We start from the raw sequence: 212 nt of genomic DNA, 5'->3' as shown, positions 1-212 counted from the left end.
GACAACCAAAACATTGTTTTATGATAGAGATGACCACGGAAACCCTCCTGAGTTGTCTACTATTAAGGTTGAAATTTCTCCCTCTACAATCGTCACAAGGTTATTCTTTAATCAAAATGAACTTTTTCCTTTGTATGTTAATGACTTAGTAGATATTTGGTACGAGGGCAAGCTATATTCAGGATATATAGCAGATAGAGTTAAAACAGAGT

1 protein-coding gene is annotated in these 212 nt (G+C 34.4%); it reads left to right on the top strand.

The features are described from left to right. Positions 1-13: 13 nt before the first annotated feature. Positions 14-212: hypothetical protein (locus tag L979_RS17140; protein ID WP_369793006.1), on the top strand; the 199-nt coding region annotated here is incomplete at its 3' end.

This window comes from Kocuria sp. ZOR0020 (genome assembly GCF_000800955.1).
GTDB classification, from domain to species: Bacteria; Actinomycetota; Actinomycetes; order Actinomycetales; family Micrococcaceae; genus Kocuria; species Kocuria subflava.
The sequence above is the reverse complement of the archived record's forward strand: the minus strand, read 5'-3'. Positions and strand labels throughout refer to the sequence as shown.